Raw genomic sequence first — 22,369 nt, forward strand, 5'->3', positions numbered from 1 at the left:
GCTCTTTCTAGTCCCTACAGGTCAGGTCAGGCGAAGGTCTTGGCGAAGGCTTCGATGGCGGCCTTCAGCTCGGCTTCCAGCTCGGGCGTCAGCGCCTTCTTGGTGCGGATGCCGTCCAGGATCGAGGCGTGCGCCGAGTGCAGGCGGGCCAGCAGCTCGCTCTCGAAGCGCTGGATGTCGCCGATGGCCACGTTGTCGAGATAGCCGCGCGTGCCGGCGTAGACCGAGACGACCTGCTCCTCGACCGTCAGCGGCGAGTATTGCGGCTGCTTCAGCAGCTCGGTCAGGCGCGCGCCGCGGGCCAGCAGCTTCTGGGTCGAGGCGTCGAGGTCCGAACCGAACTTCGCGAAGGCGGCCATTTCCCGGTACTGGGCCAGCTCGCCCTTGATCGAGCCGGCGACCTGCTTCATCGCCTTGATCTGCGCCGAGGAGCCCACGCGCGACACCGAGATGCCGACGTTCACGGCCGGGCGGATGCCCTGGTAGAACAGGTCGGACTCGAGGAAGATCTGGCCGTCGGTGATCGAGATGACGTTGGTCGGGATGTAGGCCGACACGTCGTTGGCCTGGGTCTCGATCAGCGGCAGGGCGGTCATAGAGCCGGCGCCGTTGTCCTCGTTCAGCTTGGCCGAACGCTCCAGCAGGCGCGAGTGCAGGTAGAAGACGTCGCCCGGATAGGCTTCGCGGCCCGGCGGGCGGCGCAGCAGCAGCGACATCTGGCGATAGGCCACGGCCTGCTTCGACAGATCGTCATAGACGATCAGGGCGTGCATGCCGTTGTCGCGGAAGAACTCGCCCATGGCCGTGCCCGAGAACGGGGCCAGGAACTGCAGCGGGGCCGGCTCCGAGGCGGTGGCGGCGACGACGATGGTGTAGTCCAGGGCGCCGCGCTCCTCGAGCGTCTTGACGATCTGGGCCACGGTCGAGCGCTTCTGGCCGATGGCGACGTAGATGCAGTACAGCTTCTCGCCTTCCGACGTCGCAGCCGCGTTGGTGGCCTTCTGGTTCAGGATGGTGTCGACGGCGACGGCGGTCTTGCCGACCTGGCGGTCGCCGATGATCAGCTCGCGCTGGCCGCGGCCGATCGGGATCAGGGTGTCGATGGCCTTCAGGCCGGTCTGCATCGGCTCGTGCACCGACTTCCGCGGGATGATGCCCGGGGCCTTGACGTCGACGCGGCGGCGCTCGGTGAACTGGATCGGACCCTTGCCGTCGATCGGCTCGCCCAGCGGGTTGACGACGCGGCCCAGCAGGCCCTTGCCGACCGGCACGTCCACGATCTCGCCCAGACGGCGGACCTCGTCGCCCTCGGCGATCTGGTTGTCCTGGCCGAAGATCACGGCGCCGACGTTGTCGCGCTCGAGGTTCAGGGCCATGCCCTTCACGCCCGCCTTCGGGAATTCGATCATCTCGCCGGCCTGGACGTTGTCCAGACCGTGGATGCGCGCGATGCCGTCGCCGACCGACAGCACCTGGCCGACGTCGGACACGTCGGCTTCAACGCCGAAATTGGCGATCTGCGACTTGAGGATGGCCGAGATTTCGGCGGCGCGGATGTCCATGACAGGCTCTCTGTTATCGTCTTGTCAGCGCGACCCCGTCGGGACCGCGCAGGGTTGGGTCAGGCGCGCTTGAGCGCGAATTTCATCTGGTCGAGCTTGGTCTTCAGCGAGGCGTCGAACAGCTTCGACCCCACCTTGACCTTGAGACCGCCCAGGATCGACGGATCGACGCGGGCGGTCATTTCCGGATCCTTGCCCAGCGAGGCGCGCAGGGCGGACTGGATGGATTTCATCTGGGCGGCGCTCAACGCCTGGGCCGAGACCACCTCGGCGGCGACCACGCCGGTCTTCTTCGCATACAGCGCCTCGAAGCCGGCGATCACCCCCGGCAGGTCGCGCGAACGGCCGTTCTGGCCCAGCAGGCCTAGGAAGTTGCGCGTCACGCCGCTGAACTTCGCCGCGTCGGCGATGGCCACCAGACCCTTCTGCTGGTCCTCGGCCGCGATCACCGGCGAGGTGGCCAGGCGGCGCAGGTCCGCGCTGTCGTTCCACGCGGCGCGCAGCGACTTCAGATCGGCGCGCACGGCGTCGAGGACGCCCGTCTCGTCAGCGAGGTCGAACAGCGCCTGTGCATAGCGCTCGCCGACTTCCGTCGTCCTGTAATCGTCAGCCACTGTATGGTCCGCGCGGGTTAGCGTTCGGGTTGGCGACCGGCGGCGGAGTGCGCGCCGGTCAAAGGCCTGAAATGCTTGAAGAAAGCACGCCGGTGAAACGTCTTGCGACGCGCCCTCCGGCTCAGCCGGGCGCCTGATAGCACCGTAACCCCCCGACCGCAACCGAGGCGGTCCGCCGCAGACGCCCCGCGTCGCCGTCGGCGCGTAACGCGAATTGACGTGGCCCGCCGGCCCGCGGAGGCGAAGATCGCGGCATGACCCTTCCCCGCGCCCTCTCCATCCTGACCGCCGTCGCCGCCCTGTCGGCCGCCCCGGCGGCCCTGGCCCACGATCCCGCCGCCTTCCGGGTGATGAGCTACAACATCCGTTTCGACGGTCCGACCGACAACCCGACATGGCTGGAGCGCCGTCCGCACATGGCGGCGCAGATCGCCTTCCTCGACCCGGACCTGCTCGGCCTGCAGGAGGCGCTGCCGCATCAGGTCGGGTATCTGGCGGAGCGGCTTCCGGGCTACGACCACTACGGCCTCGGCCGCGACGACGGCCTCGCCGGCGAGAGCGCCGCCCTGTTCTGGCGGCGCGACCGCTACGAGCGGCTGCGGGCCGAGACCTTCTGGTGCTCCCCCACCCCCGACCGGCCGTCGAAGGGCTGGGACGCCGCCTACCCCCGCACCGTCACCCGGGTGCTGCTGCGCGACCGCCGTGACGGCCGGCCGCTCGACGTCCGCAACACCCATTTCGACCACGTCGGCGTCGTCGCCCGCGAACAGTGCGCCGAACTGGTCTCCGGCCTCGCCCCGGCCGAGGTCGAGGGCGCGGCCGCCGCCGAGGTGGTGCTGATGGGCGACTTCAACACCGGCCCCGGCACGCCGCCCTATGCGCGCATCGTCGCCTCCGGCCTGCGCGACGCCCGCGCCGTCAGCCCGCTGGACTTCGGACCCGCCGGCACCTTCAACGCCTTCGACATCGCCAGCGACAACGAAGGCGTCGCCATCGACCACGTCTTCATCGGTCCCGGACTGGCGGTCGAGCGGTTCGCCGTCCCCACCGACTCCTTCGGCGGCCGGGTCATCTCGGACCATTTCCCGGTCGTGGCGGACCTGGTTCCGGTCGGGCCCTGACGTCGCAGGGCGGCGGTTCGACGCATCCGGCGCTTGCCTGGAACGCTGCGCGCCCTTAGCGCTTTCCGCTCAAGCTTTCCGATCGGGATCCGCCATGTTCGACTCCATCATTCCCCTGTTGTCCGACCCCGCCGCCTGGCTCGCGCTCGTGACGCTCGTGGTCATGGAAGTCGTGCTCGGCATCGACAACCTCGTCTTCATCTCGATCCTGTCGAACAAGCTGCCGGTCGAACAGCGCGCCCGCGTGCGCCGCATCGGCATCGGCCTGGCCCTGATCATGCGCCTCGCCCTGCTGTCGCTGATCGGCGTCATCGTCGCCCTGACCAATCCGGTGTTCGATCTCGGCCTGCAGGGGCCGATCGAGCACGGCGCGCCCCTGTTCGAGACCTCGTTCAGCTGGCGCGACCTGATCCTGATCGCCGGCGGCCTGTTCCTGCTGTGGAAGGCCACCAAGGAGATCCACCACACGGTCGACCCGACGCCGTCGGACCACGACCTGCTCGACAAGAAGGCGGTGGTCATCAACAACGCCGGCGCCGCGATCTTCCAGATCATCCTGCTCGACCTGGTCTTCTCGGTGGACTCCATCCTGACCGCCGTCGGCATGACCGATCACGTGCCGATCATGATGGTCGCGGTGGTCGCGGCGGTGACCGTCATGCTGCTGGCGGCCAATCCGCTGGCCAATTTCATCGAGAAGAACCCGACCGTGGTCATGCTGGCCCTCGGCTTCCTGCTGATGATCGGCATGGTCCTGATCGCCGACGGCTTCGGCGTCCATGTTCCCAAGGGTTATATCTACACCGCCATGGCCTTCTCCGGCCTGGTCGAGGGCCTCAACATGATGGGCCGGCGCTCGGCGGCGAAGAAGGCGGCCGCCCTGGAGGCCCGCCGGGCCGAACTCAACAAGGCCGAAACCGCCGAACCGGGGGTGTGACCATGCGTCGGGCGGCGGCGCTCGCGGCCCTGCTGCTGACGGCGACCGCCGCCGTCGCCCAGACCTCATGGGCGCAGACCCCGTCGGCCCAGACCACGGCAGGCCAGACCTCGCCCCCCGCGGCGCCCGCCGCGTTCGTCGAGCCGGTCTTTCACGGCTTCGAGGTGGTGCGCGTCCTGCCGCACGATCGCGGCGCCTTCACCCAGGGCCTGGCCTATGTGGACGGCGTCCTCTTCGAGAGCACCGGCCGCCATCCCTCGACGGTCCGCCGCGTGCGCCTCGACGACGGCGCCGTGCTGCAGCGCGTCGACCTCGCTCCCGATCTGTTCGGCGAGGGGCTGACCGAGATCGGCGGTCGACTGTTCACCCTCACCTGGATGAACGGCAAGGGCTTCGTCTGGAACGCCGCCGACCTGTCGCAACTCGGCGAGTTCCCGCTGCGGGGCGAGGGCTGGGGTTTGACCGACGACGGAACCCGGCTGATCATGTCGGACGGCACGCCGACCCTCCGCTTCCTCGACCCGGCGACCCTGGCCGAGACCGGCCGCGTCCAGGTCACCTTCCGGGGCCGGCCCCTGCCCCGGCTCAACGAGCTGGAATGGATCGACGGCGAGGTCTGGGCCAATGTCTGGACCCAGGACGCCATCGTCCGCATCGATCCCGCGACCGGCGTGGTCACCGGCGTCGTCGACCTGACCGGCCTCCTTCCTGACCGCACCGGCCTGGACCCGGTGGACGACGTCCTCAACGGCATCGCCTGGGACCCGGACGGCCGCCGCCTGTTCGTCACCGGCAAGAACTGGCCCAGCCTGTTCGAGATCCGCCTGACCGGGCCGCACTGAGCGTCCGTCGCCATGACGCTGTGCTGGCAATCCGCGGAATCATAGTCGGGTTCGACGGAAAACCTCCGGCCCTTTCAGCCACATCCCCTTTTCTCACAGCCATCTTCTGCGCACGCCTTCCCGCGGGCGCATAATGGTCCCGTTCGCGCTCTGTGGCCGGTCTTTGACAATCGCATCCCGCCGCCCCGCCGCCAAAGGCGGGTCCGGCTCGCCGCGCCGGCTCCGATGCCGACTCTGCCGACTCCGCCCCCGCTTGTTTTCGGAGACCCTGACGACTCCGCCGACTCCGCCACCCTGTTTTTCAGGATTTCGCCCGGGCGGAACCCCGCCTTACAGGAAGCTGTACGGATCCACGTCCACGTTCAGCCGCACGCTCGCCGGGACCTTCACCCGCGACAGCCAGGCCCGCAGAAAGCCCTGCAGGTCCACATCGCGGTCGGCCCGGACCAGCAGCCGCTTGCGCCGCCGCCCCCGCACCAGGGCCAGCGGCGCGTCGGCCGGCCCATAGACCTCCAGCCGCTCGGCATTGGGGATCGACCCGGCCAGTTCGCGGGCCACCTTCTCCACCGCCGCCGCGTTCTCGCCCGACAGGATGATCGCCGCCAGCCGGCCGTGCGGCGGCAGGGAGGCCGCCTCGCGCTCGGCCATCTCGGCCTCGACGAAGGCGTCCCGGTCCCCCGCCGCCAGCGCCTGCAGCACCGGATGCTCCGGCGTCCAGGTCTGCAGGATCGCCCGCCCCGGCTTGTCCGCCCGCCCCGCCCGGCCCGTCGCCTGGGTCAGCAGCTGAAAGGTGCGCTCGGCCGCCCGCAGGTCGCCGCCCCTCAGGCCGAGGTCGGCGTCGACCACCCCGACCAGGGTCAGGTGCGGGAAGTTGTGCCCCTTGGCCGCCGCCTGGGTGGCCACCAGGATGTCGATCTCCCCGTCGGCCATCCGCTGGATCAGCGCCCGCGCCGACTTGCCGTCGGGCACGGTGTCCGAGCTGAACACCGCCGTCCGGGCCTGCGGAAACAGCTGCCGCACCTCCTCCTCGACCCGCTCCACCCCCGGCCCGACCGAGACCAGCGAGTCCTCCGCCCCGCACGACGGGCAGTGCTTCGGCCGCTGCATGGTGAAGCCGGTCAGGTGGCAGACCAGCCGCCCGGTGTAGCGGTGCTCGACCAGCCAGCTGTCGGTGTCCGGCGCCGTCAGCCGGTGTCCGCAGGCGCGGCACAGCACCACCGGCGCATAGCCCCGCCGGTTCAGGAACAGCAGGGTCTGCTCGCCCCGGGCCAGCGTCTCCCCGATCGCCTCCCGCAGCGGCTGCGACAGCCAGGTCTGCGGATCGGGCGGGCTCTGCCTCAGGTCCAGCAGGGCGATCTGCGGCAGCACCGCCGCCCCGTGCCGCGCCTCCAGCTTCAGCCAGCCGTAGCGGCCCAGCTGGGCGTTCCACAACGTCTCCAGCGACGGCGTGGCCGAGGCCAGCACCACCGTCGCCCCCTCGATCCGCGCCCGCGCCACGGCCAGGTCGCGGCCGTGATAGACCAGCCCCTCCTCCTGTTTGAACGAGCCGTCGTGCTCCTCGTCGACCACCAGCAGCCGCAGGTTGGCGTAGGGCAGGAACAGGGCCGACCGCGCCCCGACCACGATGTTGCAGCGCCCGGCGACCACCGCCTCCCAGACCTGCCGCCGCCGCGGCGGGGCGACCCCCGAATGCCACTCCGCCGGCGCCGCCCCGAACCGCGCCGCGATCCGCTCGATCAGGGCCTGGGTCAGGGCGATCTCGGGCAGCAGGATCAGGATCTGGGCCGCCGGATCGGCCTTCAGCGTCCGCGCCGCCGCCTCCAGATAGGCCTCGGTCTTGCCCGACCCCGTCACCCCGTCCAGCAGGAAGGGCGCGAACCCGCCCTTCGCCGTCGCCGCCGCGATCGCCTCCGCCGCCGCGGCCTGGTCCGCGTTCAGCGTCGCCGGCGCATGATCCGGGTCGGGCGGGTCGAAGGCGGCGACCGCCTCGATCTCCACCGTCTCCAGCACGCCCTCCTCGACCAGCCCCTTGACCACCCCCGACGAGACCCCCGCCGCCCGCGCCAGATCGGGCCCCGACATGGCCCGATCACCCAGCGCCTCCAGCACCGCCGCCCGCGCCGCCGTCAGTTTGGCCGGAACCCGCTCCCCGACCCGCCGCACCCGCCGCTCGGGCCGGGGCCGCGGCGCCCGCAGGCCCTTCAGCGCCGCCGAGGCCATCTCCCCCGGGGCGCTCAGCGTCCACCGCGCGGCCCATTCCACGAAGTCCACGGTCCGCTCGGGCAGGCGCGGATCGTCCAGCACCTGCTCCACCGCCTTCAGCCGCCGGTTCGAGCCCGTCGTCTCGCGCACCTCGGCGACCACGCCCCGCATAAGCCTCGGCCCCAGCGGCACGGCCACCTGATCGCCCCGCGCCAGCGCCATCGCCTCCGGAACCTCGTAGTCGAAGGCCTCCGGCACCGGCAGCGGAATCAGAACGGAGGCGACTTTCATTCCGCGTCTCCTCCCCGTTCCGAAGGAATGGGGAGGGGGACCATCCGGAGCCGCAGGCGATGGATGGTGGAGGGGTTAGGGGCTCGCGCTTCGCCTCCAAGCCCTTTAAACACCCCCGCCATGAAACTCTTCCTCGACACCGCCGACGTCGCCGTCATCAAGGACATGGTCCCCACCGGAATGGTGGACGGCGTCACCACCAATCCCTCGCTGATCGCCAAATCCGGTCGCAACATAGCCGAGGTCATCGCCGAGATTTGCGCCCTCGTCGAGGGTCCGATCTCCGCCGAGGCCGTCGCCACCGATTTCGAGACCATGGTCAAGGAAGGCGACAAGCTCGCCGCCATCGCCCCCAACGTCGTGGTCAAACTGCCCCTGACCTGGGACGGCCTGCGCGCCACCCGCGCCTTCGCCGACAAGGGGATCAAGACCAACGTCACCCTGTGCTTCTCCGCCGCCCAGGCCATGCTGGCGGCCAAGGCCGGCGCCACCTTCGTCTCGCCCTTCGTCGGCCGCCTCGAAGATGTCGGCGCCGATGGCGTCGCGCTGCTGGAGGAGATCCGGGTGCTGTACGACGTGCACGGCTTCGATACGGCGATCCTCGCCGCCAGCCTGCGCAATCCGGGCCACGTCTCCGCCGCCGCCGTCGCCGGCGCCGACGCCTCGACCATCCCGGCCGACGTTTTCAAGGCCCTGGTCAAGCACCCGTTAACCGACAAGGGGCTTGATGCCTTCCTGGCGGACTGGGGCAAGACCGGCCAGTCCATTCTCTGAATGACGCCTCGAGGAGAGGTCTGTGAGCGTATCGCCTGACCTCTCTTCGGAGCCCTCCGAGCCTCACTGGCCCGAAATCCGCGCCTGGCTGCAGGCCCACCCCCAGACCCTGCTCGACGATCGCTCCCTGCTGGAGGAGATCGGCCTCAAGCCGCACGGCCGCAACGTGGTCGAGTTCGGCCGCGCCGCCCTGACGCGGCTTGAGGCCGCCGCCGAGCGCGAGGCCGACGCCCGCAAGCGCATCGAGGCCGTCGCCCGCGCCAATTTCGCCGCCCAGACCCAGACCCACGTCGCCGCGCTGGACCTGATGGAGGCGCGCAACCCCTCCGACCTCGCCCGCCGCCTCGACGCCGTGGCCCAGGGCCGTTTCGGCCTCGCCGGCGCCGCCATCGCCCTGGAGAAGCCGGGAACCGTGCCGTTCGGCTGGAAGTCGCTCGAAGCCGGCGGAGTGGACAAGCTGCTCGGCGAGCACGGCCTGACCTGGCTCGGCCCCAATTTCGACGGCCTGAACCTGTTCGGCGCGGTCGAGGACGAGGTGAAGTCCGTCGCCCTGATCCGCATGACCCCCGTTTTTCCCGGCGACGACGCCGGCGCCCGACCCGCCCTGTGCACCTTCGGCTCGCCCGAGGAGGATGGCTTCACCCCGACCATGGGCTGCGAACTAGTCGCCTTCATCGCCCGGGTGGTCGAGCGCACGGCCGAACGATGGCCCATCCTCAGCTGACCGCAGACGAGGCGCTGGCCGCCTGGCTGGAGCACCTGGCCCACGAGCGACGCCTGTCGCCCCGCACCATCGAGGCCTATGGCCACATCGGTCGCCACTACCTCGCCTTCCTGCAGCATCACCGGGGCGAGGCCCCGACCATGGCGGGGCTGGGAACCGTCACCCCCGCCGAACTGCGCGCCCACCTCGCCGAACGCCGCTCCGGCGACAGGCCGCTGAACGCTCGCTCGATCAGCCAGACCCTGTCGGCGGTCCGCACCTTCCACGCCTTCCTCGACCGCCGCTGCGGCGTGCCCGCGCCCCAGCTCGCCCTGGTCAGAGGCCCGCGGGTCAAACCTTCCCTGCCCCGCCCCGTCAGCGAGGATCAGGCCCGCGGCCTGATGCACGAGCCCGGCGCCGACCCCGATGCCGAGCCGTGGGAGGCGGCCCGCGACCGCGCCGTCCTGACCCTGCTCTACGGCTGCGGCCTGCGCATCTCCGAGGGTCTGTCCCTGACCCGCGCCGACGCCCCCCTGCCCGAGGCCCTGCGCATCGCCGGCAAGGGCGGCAAGACCCGTCTGGCCCCGGTGCTGCCCGCGGTGCGCGAGGCCGTCGACGCCTACCTCGCCCTCCAGCCCTTCCCGCTTGAGCCGGGCGACGCCCTGTTCCGCGCCCGCCGCGGCGGGCCTCTCAGTCCCCGCCACGTCCAGGCCACGGTGCAGCGGCTGCGTGGCCGGCTCGGCCTGCCCGCCAGCGCCACGCCGCATGCCCTGCGCCACAGCTTCGCCACCCACCTGCTCGGCGCGGGCGCCGACCTGCGCTCGATTCAGGAACTGCTCGGCCACGCCAGCCTGTCGACCACCCAGAAATACACCGCCGTCGACGCCGCCCGCCTGCTCGACGCCTATGCATCGGCCCATCCCCGCGCCTAGACTGGCCCGGCGGAACGCGGGGAGGCGGCTCTGACGGACGGTTCGATCGCTTTTCTGGACCGGCGCGGCATGATGCTGGGCCTGGCCGGCCTGCTGGCCGCCGGGCCGGCCCTGAGCCAGGAGTCCGGGGAGGCCGAGCCCCGGTTGCTGGCCAACCTGCTGACCCGCATGGCCCTGCGCGTGACCATAAACGGCCGCAGAGGCGCGGTCTTCGTGCTCGACACCGGCGCCGGCCGCACCGTCATTTCCGAGGACCTCGCCCAAGCCTGGAACCTGCCGGCGCGACCGCCGCTGCTGGTTCACGGCCTGACTGCGGCCCAGCTCGCCCCGTCCGTGCACATCGAACGCCTCGGCGTCGGCCGCCGCAGGATCGAGGATCTCCAGGCGCCGGTGTTTCCCCGGTCGGTGCTCGCCGCCGACGGTCTGCTGGGTCTGGACGTGCTGGGCCGCTTCCGCCTCGACCTCGACATCGCCGCCCGCCGGGTTCAGCTGACGCCCTCCGGCCCGGACGTGGTGGCGGTCGGCTCGGCCGGCCATCGCGCGACGCGGCTGCGCAGCCAGGAGCGCCCGGCCCGGCATGGCCGCTACGGCGCCCTGATCCTGACCGGCTTCGCGGAAGACCGCGAGATCGACGTCTTCGTCGATACCGGGGCCCAGTATTCGATCGGCAACCTGGCCTTGCTCGCCGCCGTCGGGGGCGATCCGGCCGGGCTGGAGCGGACCACCGTCTACGGCGTTACCGGCCAGATTCTCGCCGCCGCCAGCGGCCGGGTCCGCGACCTGCGGCTGGGCCCGCACCGGCTCGGGCCGACCCCCCTGCTGTTCGCCGACCTGCACGCCTTCCAGGTGCTGGAGCTGATCGAGCGGCCGGCCCTGCTGATCGGCGCGGACCTTCTCTATCGCTTCCGCGAGGTGACGCTCGACTACGGCCGCTCCCGCATGGCCTTCCGCGGCCTGCGGAGGCCCGCCGCCCCGGCTCCCGCCTAGGCCTGCATCGTCCAGTTGTCGACGCCCATCGCCGCCTGTTTGACAGCCTCCGAGCGGGTCGGGTGCGGATGGCAGATGCGGGCGATGTCCTCGGACGAGCCGCCGAAGGCCATGGCCACGCAGGCCTCGCCAATCATCTCGCCCGCCTGCGGACCGAGGATGTGGACGCCCAGAATACGGTCGGTGGCCGCGTCGGCCAGCACCTTCACGAAGCCTTCGGTCTCGTGGTTGATCTTGGCCCGGCTGTTGGCCGTGAACGGGAATTTTCCGCTCCGGTAGGCGACGCCCGACTCCTTCAGCTGGTCCTCGGTCCTGCCGACCCAGGCCACCTCCGGCGTGGTGTAGACCACGCTCGGCACCAGATCGTAGTCGACGTGCCCGGCCTTGCCGGCGATCAGCTCGATCACCGCCACCGCATCCTCTTCGGCCTTGTGCGCCAGCATCGGGCCATGGGTCACATCGCCGATCACCCAGACGCCGTCCGCCACCTTGAAGTGATCGCCTGCGACGAAGCCGCGCTTGTCCGTCTGGACGCCGACCGTCTCCAGTCCCAGTCCCTCGGTGTAGGGACGGCGGCCGATGGCGACCAGCACCACGTCGCCCTTCAGCGTCTCGGCCGCGCCGCCGGCGGCCGGCTCGATGGTCAGATCGACGCCCTCCTTCGAGGTCTTCGCCCCGGTCACCTTCGAGCCGAGCTTGAAAACCATGCCCTGTTTGGTCAGGGCGCGCTGGAAGGCCTTGGCCACCTCGGCGTCCATCCCGGGCGTGATCCGGTCGAGGTATTCGACCACCGTCACCTGCGCCCCCAGCCGGCGCCACACCGAGCCGAGCTCCAGGCCGATGATGCCCGCCCCGACCACGATCAGCTGTTTCGGCACGGCCGGCAGCGACAGGGCGCCGGTGGAATCCACCACCTTGCCGTCCGCGAAGGCGACGCCCGGCAGCGGGGTGGGCTCGGAGCCGGTGGCGATGACGATGTTCTTCGCGGCCAGAAGACTCTTCGAGCCGTCGGCGGCGGTCACCTCGACCTGCCCGGGCCCGGCGATCCGCCCGCGGCCCTTCACCCACTCGACCTTGTTCTTCTTGAACAGGAACTCGATGCCCTTGGTCAGGGCCCCGACGCTGTCCGCCTTCTGACCCATCATCTGGGCCAGGTTCAGCTTCGGCGTCCCGACCTCGATGCCGAGACCGGCGAATCCCTTGCCCGCCATCTCGTAGAGTTCCGACGCGTGCAGCAGGGCCTTCGACGGCATGCAGCCGACGTTCAGGCAGGTGCCGCCCAGGGTGTCGCGCATCTCGACGCAGGCGGCCTTCAGTCCCAGCTGGCCGGCCCGGATGGCGGCGTTGTAGCCGCCCGGCCCGCCGCCGATGATGACGACGTCATACGCGGCGCTGGGGGATGCGGCTTCGGCCATGGGGTCTCTCGTTCATCTGGGCGCGGGGGAGCGCGCGGAACCTAGCGGCGCGCCGGGGCGCGTCAACCGTCGGAACCGATATAGGCGCTCCGGCTCGCCCTAGTAGGCGAACTGCCCGGGAATGCGCGCGCGGCGGATGCGGCGACCGGCGACCATCACCAGCACGCCCAGCACCAGGAGCACGCCGAGCGTCAGCCACAGCGGGTCCATCGGCAATCCCGAGGCGGCTTCCGGCGCGGACAGGGTGGCCGGCCCGGCGCGGGCGGCGGCCTCGCCCTGCTGGTCCAGCGCCAGACGGAGCGCGGCGTCGGCGAGGAAGGCCAGGAAATAGGCCACGACGGCCTTCGAATTGCCCGCCCCCAGCATCAGGGCGGAGATCACGTACAGGCCGATGGCCCCGGCCCACAGCGCCCAGGCCGGAAGGAATCCGAACAGCTCGCCGCCGCCCTGGGCCTGCGCGCCGGCGCGCAGGGTCGCGGCGCCCGACGACGCGCCTTCGATGAACGGCGACAGGAAGGGCCACGCCAGCCAGCCGGCGTAGGCCAGGACCGCCAGCACCACGATGAACCGCAACAGCTTCATGATCGACCTCCCACAGCCGTTAACCATTCTACACCGCTGCGCTGGCGGCGCCAGCGCTCGGAGTCCGGACGGTCAGGCGGTCGCGGCGGGCAGGGTGATGGATACCTCGGCGCCCTGGCCGGCCTGGCTGTCGATCGACAGAACCCCGCCGGCCTGGCGGGCGAAGGCGTAGGCCTGCGACAGGCCCAGCCCGGCCGCACCCTCCCGGGTGGTGAAGAAGGGCTCCACGGCCCGCGCCGCGAGGTCGCGATCCATGCCCGGACCGCTGTCGCGGACACTGAGGCGCAGGCCCCCTTCCAGCAGGGCCTCGAGGCGGACCGCGACCGAGCCCTGGCCCTCGACGGCCTCGACCGCGTTGCGGGTCAGCGCCTTGACCGCGCCCTCGAACGCCACGGGATCGAGGCGCGCCGGCGCCGCCTCGGCCGGCCCCTCGATCATCAGGTCGACGCCGGGCCCGGCCAGCTCGCGCAGGCGGCTCTCCAGGCCGCGCAGCAGCACGCCCGCGTCCATGATCCGCAGCACCGGCTCGTCGTCGCCCTGCGAGAAGGCGGTCAGGCGCCGCGTCAGCAGTTCGCCCTTCTGCCCCGCCGCCAGGGCCGCCTGGCCGATGCGCCGCACCCGCGCGGGGTCGTCGGCCTGCCTCAGCATCATGTCCAGCGCCCCGGTCATCACGCCCAGCACGGCGTTGAAATCGTGCGCCAGCCCGCCGGTGAGCCGGCCGACGCTCTCCATCCGCCGCCCGCCCTGGAGTTCGGCCTCGGCCTCGGCGCGGACGCGTTCGGCGGCGGCGCGGGCCTGTTCGGCCTCGGCGCGGGCGGCGGCCGCGGCGGCCAGCGCCTCGGCGGCCGCGGCGCGGGCGGCCTCCGCCTCCTCGCGCAGGGAGTCGTCGGTCACGGCGTCGGGCGTCACGGCGTTGGGGGGCGCCGCGTCAGGGGCCCGGCCCTCAGCGGCGTGGATCGCCGCCGGGTCCGCGACCTCGACCACGGCGGGCGCGGAATCGGCGCGCTCGCCGGCCAGCAGCAGGGCGTCGATCCGTCCGTCGGCGTCCGTCAGCGGCAGCATCGACCAGCGGATGCCTTCGGCGGCGCCGCGGCGCGACACGATCGGTTCGGCTTCTCCGGCGGGCGCGGCGAGGCCCGCGCGCAGGGCCTGGCGGCCTTCGGACCGCTCGTCCTCGTCCAGGAACAGATCGGCGAAGTCGCCGTCCGCCGTCTCCCGGCCCAGCACCAGCAGGGCCGTCCGGTTGGCCTCGCGCACGCGCCCGTCGGCGCCGACCACGACCAGGGCGCTGGAGGCGGCGTCGAACACCCGGCGGGTCAGCTCGTCGCCCGGCGAGGCGGGCTCGGGCGCCGCCGGCTCCGGCGTCATCAGCCCCTCGGTCTCGACGATGGCGGCGGTCGAGCCGGTGATCTGGCCCAGTTCGTTCTCGATCGGCATGGCCGTGACCGAGACCAGCATCTTGCGGCGCGAGGCCGGGTTGGCCAGCAGGTGCTGGAACCCCTTCACCGTCTGGCCGCGCAGGGCGCGGGCGCTGGGCAGCAGGTCGGGCGGGATCGGCCGGCCGTCGGGAAAGGTGATGCCCCAGGTCGCGGAATGGAAACGCAGGCCGATCAGCTCGGCGTCGCGGCGGCCCAGCAGCTGGTGGGCGGCGCGGTTGGCGAAGACGAACTTGCCCTGCCGGTCGGTCTCGACGAGGGCCACCGGAATGGCGTTGAGCGTTTCGAACAGCCGCTTCTGCGAATCCTCGGCCACGCGCTGCACCAGATCCAGCTGGTCCGAGGCGTTGACGTGCCGCGAGCGGTTGGTTGCGGCCAGCCACAGGCCGATCAGGCCGACGACCCATCCGACGGCCGCCAGACCGCCCAGAACCCACACCCAGTTGACCTGGCCTTCCAGAAACATGCGCCCCGACTGTCCCGTTCTGGCGCCCCGTGGCGCCGTTCTCCGGATACCCTGCAAACGGCGAACCGGAACAGCCCCCTTTCCCCGGCAAGGCGACTGGCGGAACGGAAGGGGCCGGAAAGCAAGAAAGCCCGGTCGCGGGGACCGGGCTTCCTGGGTCGACTGGAGCGGGCGAAGAGATTCGAACTCTCGACCCCAACCTTGGCAAGGTTGTGCTCTACCACTGAGCTACGCCCGCACTTCAGTCGGAGGCGGGCGTATAGCGGGAAGGCCCGATCCCTCGCAAGCCCCCCGTCGCAAAAATCGGCGCTCAGGCGGCGAGCGACCGCGTCGCGAGCCATAGCGCCTGCGCGCAGCCCACCCGCGCGTCAGCGCGGCGCCAGTCTGATCGCGCCGTCAAGCCGGATGCATTCGCCATTGATGTAGACGTTGCGGACCAGCTCCAGCACCAGCGAGGCGTAGTCGGCGGGCGTGCCGAGGCGGCTCGGGAACGGGATGGCGGCGGCCAGGGCGTCCTGGATCTTCTGGTCCATGCCGGCCATCATCGGCGTCCACATGATGCCGGGCAGGATGGTGTTGCAGCGGACGCCCTCCTGGGCGAGATCGCGGGCGATCGGCAGGGTCATGGCGTAGACGCCGCCCTTGGAGGCCGAATAGGCGGCCTGGCCGATCTGGCCGTCCTGGGCCGCCACCGAGGCGGTGTTGACGATCAGGCCGCGCTCGCCGTCGGCCATGGGCTCCAGCGTGACCATGCCCGCCGCCGACTGCGACAGAACGCGGAAGGTGCCGAACAGGTTGACCCGCACGGTGCGCTCGAAGGCGGCCATGTCGTGGGCGCGGATCTCGCCGGTGTCCTTCTTGCGCGAGACGGTTTTCTGGCCCGTGGCGATGCCGGCGCAGTTGACGGTCAGCCGCTCCTGGCCGTGCGCGGCGCGGGCCCTCTCGAAACCGGCCGCGACGGAGGCGTCGTCGGTGACGTCGACCTTGCAGAAGACGCCGCCGATCTCGGCCGCGATGCGCTCGCCGGCCTCCTCGTTGAGGTCGAACAGGGCCACCTTGGCGCCGGTGGCCGCGATCGCCCGCGCCGTGCCTTCGCCGAGGCCGGAGGCGCCGCCGGTGACCACTGCGGCGATGCTGCTGTCGAGTTTCATGGCGCGAGCCCCTATCTTGTCTGAACCTGAGTTTCGGCCGGGGGTTTAGCCGCCATGTCCGTCAAAGCCAAACCGATCACGCCCGACGAGGCCCTCGACCCCTCGCGCGCCGTCGTGCCGTCGGTTCAGAAGGTCAACGAGGTGCGCGTCCAGAAGGGCTTCTGGCCCAAAATACGGCGTACGGCGTCGCGGATACCGTTCGCGGGACAAGCCCTGTCCGTGTGGTTCGCCGCCCGCGATCCGGAGACCCCCGCCGCGGCCAAGGGCGTCATGCTGGGGGCGCTGGCCTATTTCGTCCTGCCCATCGACGCCATCCCCGACATCTTCGCCGGCATCGGCTTCACCGACGACGCCGCCGTCATCACCGCCCTCATCGCCACCCTCGGGGCCAACATCAAGCGCCGCCACAAGGATCAGGCGGCGCAGGCTCTGGAACGGCTGCGCCAGGACTAGCTCTCGACGGTCACCACCACCTTGCCCATCACCGCCCGGTCGCCCAGCGCCTGGATGGCCTCGTGGGCGCGCTCCAGCGGGAAGGTGCGGCTGACGCGGGGTTTGATCTTCCCCTCGCTCCAGAAGCGGAACAGGTCGGCCATGTTGGCGGCGTGGGCGGCCGGATCGCGCATCACCGCCGCGCCCCAGAACACCCCGATCACCGACACCGACTTCAGCAGGGTCAGGTTCAGCGGCAACGACGGAATGCCGGCCGGGAAGCCGACCACCAGATAGCGGCCGTTCCAGTCCATCGCCCGGAGCGCCGGCTCGCAATAGTCGCCACCGACCGCGTCATAGACCACATCGGGGCCGTCGCGGCCCGAGGCCAGCTTGAACTCGCCCGACAGCTCCTTCTGCGCCGCCCTGTCCATCTTGCCGGACGGATAGATCAGACCGTTGTCGGCCCCGGCCTCCAGCGCGAACTGGACCTTGTCGTTGGTCGAGGCGGCGGCGATCACATGCGCCCCCATGGCCTTGCCCAGCTCGACCGCGGCGACGCCCACGCCGCCCGCCGCGCCCAGCACCAGCAGGCTCTCGCCCGCCTTCAGCTGGGCCCGGTCCTTCAGCGCGTAGTAGGAGGTGCCATAGGTCATGACGAGGGCAGCGGCGGTGTTGAAATCCATCTCGTCGGGAATCTTCATCGCGGAGTTGGCCGGAACCGCCAGCCGCTCGACCATGCCGCCCCAGCCGGGCACGGCGATGACGCGGTCGCCCTTGCGGAGGTTGGTGACGCCCTCGCCCAGCGCCTCGACCACGCCGGCCACCTCGCCGCCGGGCGAGAAGGGGCGCTGCGGCCTGAACTGATATTTGTCCTCGATGATCAGGGTGTCGGGGAAGTTGACCCCCACGGCCTTCACCTCGATGACCACCTCGCCCTTCATCGGGCGCGGATCGAGCACCTCCTCGACCACCAGGGTTTCGGGGCCGCCGGGGGCCCTGGACAGGACTGCGCGCATGAAAACTTCTTTCCGTCGGGACCGCCGCCCCCGTGGCGCGCGTTCGTGTCTGACGCTAATCAGCCCCACGCCCCTTTGGAAGGGTGATCCGGAGACCAACCACGCATGACGGCCCTCATCCTTCACGGCGGCGCCGGCGCCCGTCGCGGCACGGACTACAGCCGCGAGGCCGCGCACATGCGCGAGGTGGTGGAGGCGATGAAGGCCCGGCTCGACGCGGGCGCCTCCGCCCTCGACGTCGTGGTCGAGGCGACCGTCATGCTTGAGGACTCGGGCCTCTATGTCGCCGGGCGCGGCGCCAGCCCCAATCTGGCCGGCGCCTATGAGCTGGACGCCAGCCTGATGGACGGGACGACGCGCGCCGCCGGCGCCGTCGCCGCCCTGCAGGGCTTCCGCAATCCGGTCCGGGTGGCGCGGGCGGTGATGGAGCACACCCCGCACGTCATGCTGGCCGGCGAGGGCGCGGCCCTGTTCGCCGCCGACCAGGGCATGGACGCCATCGGCGACGAACCGGCCTGGTTCACCCATGCCGGCCAGAGCGACGACAATCACCCGCCGAAGGGCAGGCTGTCGCACGGCACCGTCGGCTGCTGCGCCCTCGACAGCCAGGGCCGGCTGGCCGCCGCCACCTCGACCGCCGGCGTGTTCGGCAAGATGCCCGGCCGGGTCGGCGACACGCCCCTCCCGGGCGCGGGCTGCTGGGCCGATGGACGGGTCGCGGCGTCGGCCACCGGCACCGGCGAATACTTCATCCGCGCCGTGGCTTGCGCCCGCGTCGCGTGGCGGGTGGAGGCCGGACAATCGCTGGCGGAGGCGGCGCAGGCGGTCATCGACGATATCGGCGGCATGGGCGGCGACGGCGGGCTGATCGCGCTCGACCGCGAGGGAAACATCGCCCAGCCCTACAACAGCCAGGGCATGAAGCGCGCCTGGCTCACCCCCGCCGGCGACATCGGGGTCGAGGTGTTCGGCCGCTGATTGCGCCGAATTAATCTTCGGGAGAACCTGGTTCATCCAGCGTTCACGGCGGCGCTGGCTTAAGCGTCACGGGAACAAGAGGGAACCCGCCGATGAAGTCGCTATTCGCCGCCGCGGCCGCCGCCGCCCTGGTCGCCGTCTCGGCCTGCGCTCCGGTCATCGAGGGCGGTCCCCCGATCGATCTGCCGCCGGGCCTGCAGGAAACCGCCCAGGTCGGCTCGATTACCGTGTCGAGCGGCTGGCTGGACGCGGAAGAGGACTTCTCCGACACCTTCTCCGAGGAGGTCCGCGAGGAACTCAGCCGCTGCATGTACGGCACGGCCCCGATCGACGTTCGCATTCACGTCGACCGCCTCGACCGCGCCGGCCGCGTCGAGATGCTGCTGAACGGCCAGGGCATGCACACGCTTGAGGGTACCGTCGAATTCGTCGATCCGGGCCGCGGCAATCTCGTCGTCGGCCGCTTCCCGATCACCGTGGCGACCACCGCCGGCGGCCGCATCGCCGGCCTGTTCGGCGACCGGCAGATGATGGCGTCGGAGGAGTTTGGCCGCTCGGTCTGCGAACAGGCCTTCGGCCGCAACCCGCGCGACCGGGGCCCGCACAACGCGACGGAGGGCTGAGTTGAAGGCCCGTCTGCTCGCCCTCGCCGCGATCCTGTCGGGCTTCGGCCTGACCGCCTGCGCCGCCGACTTCTGGGGATCCGCCGACGGAGATCGCCCTCGATCCCGCCCTCGCCGGTGATCTTTTCATCGACGCGGTGGAGGTGCGCAGCGCCTTCTACAATCCGCCGGACGCCTTCTCCGACGCCTTCGTCCCCGCCTTCCGCAACGGCGCGGCCGCATGCTTCGACGGGCGCCGGCCGGTCAAGGCCGTCGTCTTCATCCACGCCCTCGACCGCAACGGCGACCTGATCGCCGACGACGGCCGGGTGCGCCTGCCTGGCTCCGTCGACCTGCACGACGCTCGCGGCCGGGTCATCGCCCGCTACCCCATCCGCGCCGACCTGCCCTTGACCGGCGACGACCTGACCGACCGCCGCACCGCGGCCGCCGAGACCTTCGGCGAACGGCTGTGCGATCGGGTGATCGCGGCCCGCTGACCGCGCCATGAAAAGGGCCGGCGGATCGCTCCGCCGGCCCCAATCGTCTCGTCCCGCGACAGTCCTACTCCGCGGCGATCGCCTCCGGCCCGCGGGCCAGGTTGCGCAGCACATAGGGCATGACGCCGCCGGCCTTGAAGTAGTCCATCTCTGTGGCGTTATCGATGCGGCACCGGACCGGGAAGCGGGCCATCTTGCCGTCCGACGGGCGGAACAGCTCGACCCACAGGTCCTGACGCGGACGCAGCCGGCCGACATTGGCGTCCGACAGGCCGCGGATGGTGACGATCTCCTCGCCGGTCAGGCCCAGCCGGGTCCAGCCCTCGGCCTTGAACTGCAGCGGCACGACGCCCATCCCGACCAGGTTGGAGCGGTGGATGCGCTCGTAGCTCTCGGCGATGACCGCGCGGACGCCCAGCAGGCGGGTGCCCTTGGCCGCCCAGTCGCGCGACGAGCCGGTGCCGTATTCCTTGCCCGCGAACACCACCAGCGGCCGGCCCTCGGACTGGTACCTCATCGCGGCATCGTAGATCGACATGACGTCCTGCGACGGGAAATGTTTCGTCACCCCGCCCTCGATGTCCGGCGTGATCCGGTTGCGGATGCGGATATTGGCGAAGGTGCCGCGCATCATCACTTCGTGGTTCCCGCGACGCGCGCCGTAGGAGTTGAAGTCCAGCGCATCGACGCCGTGTTCGGTCAGATAATGGCCCGCAGGAGAGGTCTTCTTGATCGAACCGGCCGGGCTGATGTGGTCGGTGGTGATCGAGTCGCCGAAGATGGCCAGCACCCGGGCCTCGACGATGTCGGCGACCGGGGCCGGCTCCATCGACATGCCTTCGAAGTACGGCGGGTTCTGCACATAGGTCGAGGCGTCGTCCCAGGCGTAGGTCTGGCCGCCTTCGACCTTGATGCCCTGCCAGTGCTTGTCGCCCTTGAAGACGTCGGCGTAGCGCTTGGCGAACATGGCCGGGGTGACCGACTTCTTCTGGATGGCGGCGATCTCGGCCGAGGTCGGCCAGATGTCCTTCAGGAAGACGTCCTTGCCCTTCTTGTCCTTGCCGACCGGATCCCTGGAGATGTCGATCCGCATCGAACCGGCCAGGGCGTAGGCCACGACCAGCGGCGGCGAGGCCAGATAGTTGGCCTGGACGTCCGGATTCACCCGGCCCTCGAAATTGCGGTTGCCCGAAAGCACGCTGGTGGCGACCAGGCCGTTGTCGTTGATCGCCTTCGAAATGGTCTCGGCCAGCGGGCCCGAGTTGCCGATGCAGGTGGTGCAGCCGTAGCCGACCAGGTTGAAGCCCAGGGCGTCCAGGTCGTCCTGCAGGCCGGCGGCGGTCAGATAGTCGGTGACCACCTGCGAGCCGGGGGCCAGCGAGGTCTTGACCCACGGCTTGACCTTCATGCCCAGCTTGTGGGCCTTGCGCGCCACCAGGCCGGCGGCGATCAGCACCGACGGGTTGGAGGTGTTGGTGCAGCTGGTGATGGCCGCGATGACCACGTCGCCGTCGCCGAGATCGAACGTTTCGCCTTCCACGGCGACGCGGGGGGCGTCGACCGGACGGTTGAACACCTCGGTGAGGGCCGTCTCGAACGATGGCGCGGCGACGGTCAGCTCGACCTTGTCCTGCGGTCGCTTGGGACCGGCCAGCGACGGCACGACGGCGGCCATGTCCAGCTCGAGCACGTCGGTGAAGACCGGGTCTTCCGAGCTCTCGTCGATCCACAGACCCTGCGCCTTCGCATAGGCCTCGACGAGGGCGACCCGCGCCTTGTCCCGGCCCGTGGCGGTCAGATACGAGATCGTCGCCGCCGAGACCGGGAAGAAGCCGCAGGTGGCGCCGTATTCCGGGGCCATGTTGGCGATGGTGGCCTGGTCCTCGATGGTCAGGCTGGTCACGCCCGGGCCGAAGAACTCGACGAATTTCCCGACCACGCCCTTCTTGCGCAGCATCTGGGTGACGGTCAGCACCAGGTCGGTGGCGGTGGCGCCTTCCGGCAGGGCGCCGGTCAGACGGAAGCCGATGACTTCCGGAATCAGCATCGGGATCGGCTGGCCCAGCATGGCCGCCTCGGCCTCGATGCCGCCGACGCCCCAACCGAGAACGGCCAGGCCGTTGATCATGGTCGTGTGGCTGTCGGTGCCGACCACGGTGTCGGGGTAGGCCAGGGTGGCCTTGCCCTCGGCCGCGGTCCAGACGGTCTGGGCCAGGTTCTCAAGGTTGACCTGGTGGCAGATGCCGGTGCCCGGGGGCACGACGCGGAAGTTGTTGAAGGCCGACGAGCCCCAGCGCAGGAAGTTGTAGCGCTCGATGTTGCGCTCGTATTCGCGCTCGACATTGCGCTCGAACGACTTGCCGTCGCCGAAATGGTCGACCATGACCGAGTGGTCGATGACCAGGTCGACCGGGTTCAGCGGGTTGATCTTCGACGGATCGGCGCCGAGCTTCGACATGGCGTCGCGCATGGCGGCCAGGTCGACCACCGCCGGCACGCCGGTGAAGTCCTGCATCAGCACGCGGGCCGGGCGGAAGGCGATCTCGTGCTCGACCGAGCCCTTGTTGTCGATCCAGGCGGCGACGGCGCGCAGGTCGGCCTCGGTGACCGAGACGCCGTCCTCGTTGCGCAGCAGGTTCTCCAGCAGCACCTTCATCGAGCGCGGCAGGCGGGAAATCCCGGCCAGGCCCGCTTCCTCGGCGGCCGGAAGGCTGTAATAGGCGTATTTCTTGCGCCCGACGGAGAGATCCTGACGGGTCTTGAAGCTGTCGATCGACGGCATGGGAGAGGTTCCTCTGGTTCAAGCCGCCCGGACATCCGGTT

At 70.7% G+C, this 22,369-nt stretch carries 20 protein-coding genes and 1 tRNA gene; 11 read left to right on the plus strand and 10 right to left on the minus strand.

Annotation, left to right across the window (positions count from 1 at the left end; genetic code table 11):
* Positions 1–26 precede the first annotated feature (26 nt).
* Together atpA and VEA62_RS02680 are read right to left on the minus strand one after the other, a co-directional pair.
* Complete coding sequence (gene atpA, locus VEA62_RS02675) at positions 27–1,562, minus strand: F0F1 ATP synthase subunit alpha (RefSeq protein ID WP_324818045.1); 1,536 nt, start codon at positions 1,560–1,562, stop codon at positions 27–29.
* A 59-nt stretch (positions 1,563–1,621) separates the two neighbouring features.
* On the minus strand, positions 1,622–2,176 hold the full coding sequence (locus tag VEA62_RS02680; protein ID WP_324818048.1) for a F0F1 ATP synthase subunit delta: 555 nt from the start codon (positions 2,174–2,176) through the stop codon (positions 1,622–1,624).
* Positions 2,177–2,430: 254 nt separating this feature from the next.
* Between VEA62_RS02680 and VEA62_RS02685 the strand changes: the two genes are divergently transcribed.
* From VEA62_RS02685 to VEA62_RS02695, 3 genes are all read left to right on the plus strand, one after another.
* On the plus strand, positions 2,431–3,297 hold the full coding sequence (locus tag VEA62_RS02685; protein ID WP_324818050.1) for an endonuclease/exonuclease/phosphatase family protein: 867 nt from the start codon (positions 2,431–2,433) through the stop codon (positions 3,295–3,297).
* A gap of 94 nt (positions 3,298–3,391) precedes the next feature.
* Positions 3,392–4,234: a TerC family protein gene (locus tag VEA62_RS02690; RefSeq protein ID WP_324818052.1), complete on the plus strand. Its 843-nt coding sequence runs from the start codon at positions 3,392–3,394 to the stop codon at positions 4,232–4,234.
* A 2-nt stretch (positions 4,235–4,236) separates the two neighbouring features.
* Complete coding sequence (locus VEA62_RS02695; protein ID WP_324818165.1) at positions 4,237–5,076, plus strand: glutaminyl-peptide cyclotransferase; 840 nt, start codon at positions 4,237–4,239, stop codon at positions 5,074–5,076.
* A 330-nt stretch (positions 5,077–5,406) separates the two neighbouring features.
* On the opposite strand, the gene VEA62_RS02700 is transcribed toward VEA62_RS02695, so the two are convergent.
* Positions 5,407–7,569 carry a primosomal protein N' gene (locus tag VEA62_RS02700; RefSeq protein WP_324818053.1) on the minus strand — a complete coding sequence of 721 codons (2,163 nt, stop codon included), beginning with the start codon at positions 7,567–7,569 and terminating at the stop codon, positions 5,407–5,409.
* Between the two features lie 120 nt (positions 7,570–7,689).
* Here VEA62_RS02700 and fsa point away from each other — a divergent pair, with 120 nt between their 5' ends.
* From fsa to VEA62_RS02720, 4 genes are all read left to right on the plus strand, one after another.
* Complete coding sequence (fsa, locus tag VEA62_RS02705; protein WP_324818055.1) at positions 7,690–8,343, plus strand: fructose-6-phosphate aldolase; 654 nt, start codon at positions 7,690–7,692, stop codon at positions 8,341–8,343.
* 22 nt (positions 8,344–8,365) lie between these two features.
* The gene (locus VEA62_RS02710; RefSeq protein ID WP_324818057.1) at positions 8,366–9,067 is read left to right on the plus strand and encodes a DUF484 family protein; all 702 of its coding nucleotides are present in this window, start codon (positions 8,366–8,368) and stop codon (positions 9,065–9,067) included.
* Positions 9,049–9,978: a tyrosine recombinase XerC gene (locus VEA62_RS02715; RefSeq protein ID WP_324818060.1), complete on the plus strand. Its 930-nt coding sequence runs from the start codon at positions 9,049–9,051 to the stop codon at positions 9,976–9,978. Before VEA62_RS02710 ends, VEA62_RS02715 begins: the two co-directional genes overlap by 19 nt.
* Before the next feature lie 69 nt (positions 9,979–10,047).
* The gene (locus VEA62_RS02720) at positions 10,048–10,965 is read left to right on the plus strand and encodes a retroviral-like aspartic protease family protein (RefSeq protein WP_324818062.1); all 918 of its coding nucleotides are present in this window, start codon (positions 10,048–10,050) and stop codon (positions 10,963–10,965) included.
* On the opposite strand, the gene lpdA is transcribed toward VEA62_RS02720, so the two are convergent.
* The 5 genes from lpdA to VEA62_RS02745 form a co-directional block, all read right to left on the minus strand.
* Positions 10,962–12,380 (minus strand): dihydrolipoyl dehydrogenase, encoded by a 1,419-nt coding sequence (lpdA, locus tag VEA62_RS02725; protein WP_324818066.1) that lies wholly within the window; start codon positions 12,378–12,380, stop codon positions 10,962–10,964. The genes VEA62_RS02720 and lpdA overlap by 4 nt on opposite strands.
* Positions 12,381–12,479: 99 nt before the next feature.
* On the minus strand, positions 12,480–12,962 hold the full coding sequence (locus tag VEA62_RS02730) for a hypothetical protein (protein ID WP_324818069.1): 483 nt from the start codon (positions 12,960–12,962) through the stop codon (positions 12,480–12,482).
* A gap of 72 nt (positions 12,963–13,034) precedes the next feature.
* On the minus strand, positions 13,035–14,864 hold the full coding sequence (locus VEA62_RS02735) for a PAS domain-containing sensor histidine kinase (protein ID WP_324818071.1): 1,830 nt from the start codon (positions 14,862–14,864) through the stop codon (positions 13,035–13,037).
* Positions 14,865–15,027: 163 nt separating this feature from the next.
* Positions 15,028–15,102 (minus strand) — tRNA-Gly (locus VEA62_RS02740).
* Positions 15,103–15,232: 130 nt separating this feature from the next.
* Entirely contained in the window at positions 15,233–16,015 is a 783-nt protein-coding gene (locus VEA62_RS02745) for an SDR family NAD(P)-dependent oxidoreductase (RefSeq protein ID WP_324818073.1), read from the minus strand.
* Between the two features lie 54 nt (positions 16,016–16,069).
* Between VEA62_RS02745 and VEA62_RS02750 the strand changes: the two genes are divergently transcribed.
* Positions 16,070–16,468, plus strand: coding sequence for a YkvA family protein (locus VEA62_RS02750; RefSeq protein ID WP_324818076.1), 399 nt, complete (start codon positions 16,070–16,072; stop codon positions 16,466–16,468).
* On the opposite strand, the gene VEA62_RS02755 is transcribed toward VEA62_RS02750, so the two are convergent.
* Entirely contained in the window at positions 16,465–17,466 is a 1,002-nt protein-coding gene (locus VEA62_RS02755; protein WP_324818079.1) for an NADPH:quinone oxidoreductase family protein, read from the minus strand. The genes VEA62_RS02750 and VEA62_RS02755 overlap by 4 nt on opposite strands.
* Before the next feature lie 105 nt (positions 17,467–17,571).
* On the opposite strand from VEA62_RS02755, the gene VEA62_RS02760 reads away from it, so the two are divergent.
* The 3 genes from VEA62_RS02760 to VEA62_RS02770 all read left to right on the plus strand — a co-directional run bounded on the left by VEA62_RS02760 (position 17,572) and on the right by VEA62_RS02770 (position 19,546).
* Positions 17,572–18,444: an isoaspartyl peptidase/L-asparaginase family protein gene (locus VEA62_RS02760; protein WP_324818082.1), complete on the plus strand. Its 873-nt coding sequence runs from the start codon at positions 17,572–17,574 to the stop codon at positions 18,442–18,444.
* 92 nt (positions 18,445–18,536) lie between these two features.
* Positions 18,537–19,067, plus strand: coding sequence for a hypothetical protein (locus VEA62_RS02765; protein ID WP_324818086.1), 531 nt, complete (start codon positions 18,537–18,539; stop codon positions 19,065–19,067).
* 143 nt (positions 19,068–19,210) lie between these two features.
* Complete coding sequence (locus tag VEA62_RS02770) at positions 19,211–19,546, plus strand: hypothetical protein (RefSeq protein ID WP_324818088.1); 336 nt, start codon at positions 19,211–19,213, stop codon at positions 19,544–19,546.
* 64 nt (positions 19,547–19,610) lie between these two features.
* Here VEA62_RS02770 and acnA read toward each other — a convergent pair whose 3' ends face one another.
* The gene (gene acnA / locus VEA62_RS02775) at positions 19,611–22,328 is read right to left on the minus strand and encodes an aconitate hydratase AcnA (protein ID WP_324818091.1); all 2,718 of its coding nucleotides are present in this window, start codon (positions 22,326–22,328) and stop codon (positions 19,611–19,613) included.
* Positions 22,329–22,369 lie beyond the last annotated feature (41 nt).

Origin of the sequence: Brevundimonas sp., assembly GCF_035627475.1 — a bacterium.
GTDB lineage: Bacteria > Pseudomonadota > Alphaproteobacteria > Caulobacterales > Caulobacteraceae > Brevundimonas.

Coding starts and splice junctions, on each gene's coding strand:
- fsa (WP_324818055.1), top strand. CDS start 7,690: ATGAAACTCTTCCTCGACACCGCCGACGTCGCCGTCATCAAGGACATG.
- VEA62_RS02715 (WP_324818060.1), top strand. CDS start 9,049: ATGGCCCATCCTCAGCTGACCGCAGACGAGGCGCTGGCCGCCTGGCTG.
- lpdA (WP_324818066.1), bottom strand. CDS start 12,380: ATGGCCGAAGCCGCATCCCCCAGCGCCGCGTATGACGTCGTCATCATC.
- VEA62_RS02765 (WP_324818086.1), top strand. CDS start 18,537: ATGAAGTCGCTATTCGCCGCCGCGGCCGCCGCCGCCCTGGTCGCCGTC.
- VEA62_RS02685 (WP_324818050.1), top strand. CDS start 2,431: ATGACCCTTCCCCGCGCCCTCTCCATCCTGACCGCCGTCGCCGCCCTG.
- VEA62_RS02755 (WP_324818079.1), bottom strand. CDS start 17,466: ATGCGCGCAGTCCTGTCCAGGGCCCCCGGCGGCCCCGAAACCCTGGTG.
- acnA (WP_324818091.1), bottom strand. CDS start 22,328: ATGCCGTCGATCGACAGCTTCAAGACCCGTCAGGATCTCTCCGTCGGG.
- atpA (WP_324818045.1), bottom strand. CDS start 1,562: ATGGACATCCGCGCCGCCGAAATCTCGGCCATCCTCAAGTCGCAGATC.
- VEA62_RS02735 (WP_324818071.1), bottom strand. CDS start 14,864: ATGTTTCTGGAAGGCCAGGTCAACTGGGTGTGGGTTCTGGGCGGTCTG.
- VEA62_RS02690 (WP_324818052.1), top strand. CDS start 3,392: ATGTTCGACTCCATCATTCCCCTGTTGTCCGACCCCGCCGCCTGGCTC.
- VEA62_RS02750 (WP_324818076.1), top strand. CDS start 16,070: ATGTCCGTCAAAGCCAAACCGATCACGCCCGACGAGGCCCTCGACCCC.
- VEA62_RS02745 (WP_324818073.1), bottom strand. CDS start 16,015: ATGAAACTCGACAGCAGCATCGCCGCAGTGGTCACCGGCGGCGCCTCC.
- VEA62_RS02700 (WP_324818053.1), bottom strand. CDS start 7,569: ATGAAAGTCGCCTCCGTTCTGATTCCGCTGCCGGTGCCGGAGGCCTTC.
- VEA62_RS02720 (WP_324818062.1), top strand. CDS start 10,048: ATGATGCTGGGCCTGGCCGGCCTGCTGGCCGCCGGGCCGGCCCTGAGC.
- VEA62_RS02760 (WP_324818082.1), top strand. CDS start 17,572: ATGACGGCCCTCATCCTTCACGGCGGCGCCGGCGCCCGTCGCGGCACG.
- VEA62_RS02695 (WP_324818165.1), top strand. CDS start 4,237: ATGCGTCGGGCGGCGGCGCTCGCGGCCCTGCTGCTGACGGCGACCGCC.
- VEA62_RS02730 (WP_324818069.1), bottom strand. CDS start 12,962: ATGAAGCTGTTGCGGTTCATCGTGGTGCTGGCGGTCCTGGCCTACGCC.